This is a genomic window from Streptomyces sp. NPDC031274 (genome assembly GCF_055570235.1).
The window spans coordinates 1-1,579 of sequence record NZ_JBVIHP010000187.1 but is presented as its reverse complement, the minus strand read 5'-3'; the positions used below and the strand labels follow the sequence as shown (position 1 = coordinate 1,579).

The window sequence follows — 1,579 nt, the reverse complement described above, 5'->3', positions numbered from 1 at the left end:
TGTCTCCGGCACGGGAGATTGCGTCATTGACGGCGTCGCTGTCGCCGAGAAGAGCGTGGGCGCGGGCGTCGAGGCACGCGAGCCAGGTGCTGGTGCTCCCGGTGACTCGTGCGGCCTCATGAGTGCCGAGTGCCGCGTAGTGGACGGCGTCCTGGGGGCGACCAGCCCAGTAGGAGATGAGGGACTGAAGGCCGCGCACCCAAGCCCGCATGGGATGGTGGTCGGCTTGGTCGGCGCAAATGTAGGCGGTCCGAGCTTGAGTCATCGCTGATCGGGGATCACCAAGATCATGGCTGGCTTTGGACAGCATCCCGGCGGCCATCGCAGCTTGGAGGTAGAGGTCTCGGGCCTGTGTGGGCTTGGCCTTGCCGCTCTCCAGGAGGCGGTGCGCGAGGTCCTGCACCTCGATCAGGTCCCCGAGCAGGGAGTGGAGGGGAACACGTGGGTAGTCCGCTGCGATACGGGCAACCTCCCCTTGGATGTGGGCGAGGGTTTCCTGTCCCAGACTGTTGCCCTCGGCCATCACAGCGAACCGGAGTGCTCGATCTGCCGCCATTGCGACCTGCCTTCCCATGTCGTCCGAATCCGCGCAAGGATTACGAGGATCGGTGAGCAGTACACGGGCCGGCAGCTGACCCGCGACGCGGGTGAGAGCAGGCGGATCCGGCTCGGCCGGAGGCTCCCGCTCGGCAAGTAGCTCGGCAATCGGACGCCTGAACATGTGCTCCAGGACCCGGCTCTGGTCCGGCTGGGGCTGCCCTTTCAGCTCTCCGCCCCACCAGCGTTCCACCGTCCGCTTCGAAGCGGACAGCCCCTGTAGCCGCGGATCTCGATCGAGATCCGCGAGCTCATTGGCTGCCTGCTCGAACTGCGTGGCGAACGCTTCGTAGACCTGCAGGTGTCGGGCCTTCATCAGATGCCATAACAGTGTGCTCATGGCTCTCCTGCCAGGACGGCTCGTGTCCAATGACCGTAGATTCGAACTGCCCCTACCGCATCAACTCTGCGCCCAAACAGAGAAGATGACGGTCAAGGTGACGGTTGGTATGACGGTACGCGCCACGGACAGCGAATCGCAGCGAGTCGGATGACGGCTGCAACAGCGGTAGTTACGCCGCAGGGGCACCGGCACTCTCGAAGCTTCGGTCACTGATTGCGCTGGTGAGGCAACGCACAGCCATGCAAAGGGGCGGTCGCACGTAGGTCGGCTCGCTGCGGTGGTCTCGGTGCGTGCCACCGGCACCAGTTCACCAAGGAGTGGATGTCCGTGTCGGGACTGCGCGCCGCCAAGGCACCTGCGGCTGAAGGGCATACGCGCCGCTGCGACGGGTGTGGGTGCCAGCTGAGCAGATACAACAGCGAGGACTGCTGTAGTGCGTGTCTCCGAGGACGGCTGGCAGCTGCCCCAGCTCCCCTCTGCGTGCCCGAGCGCGTCTGGGATGCACCAGAAGTCCAGTTAGCCCTGAAAGAGCGAGACTTCGGGAATCTCTGCACACTCGTACGAAGCCTCGGAAGGCTGCGGCAGGATGACATAGCCGAGCTGACTGGTCTGAGCCAAGCCTTCCTGTCGATGCTCGAG

Annotated in this window: 1 pseudogene; it reads right to left on the bottom strand. The window is 64.7% G+C overall.

The features are described from left to right. A pseudogene (locus ACZ5CR_RS44815) lies at positions 1-937 on the bottom strand (hypothetical protein); the annotation flags it as partial. Positions 938-1,579: the final 642 nt, after the last annotated feature.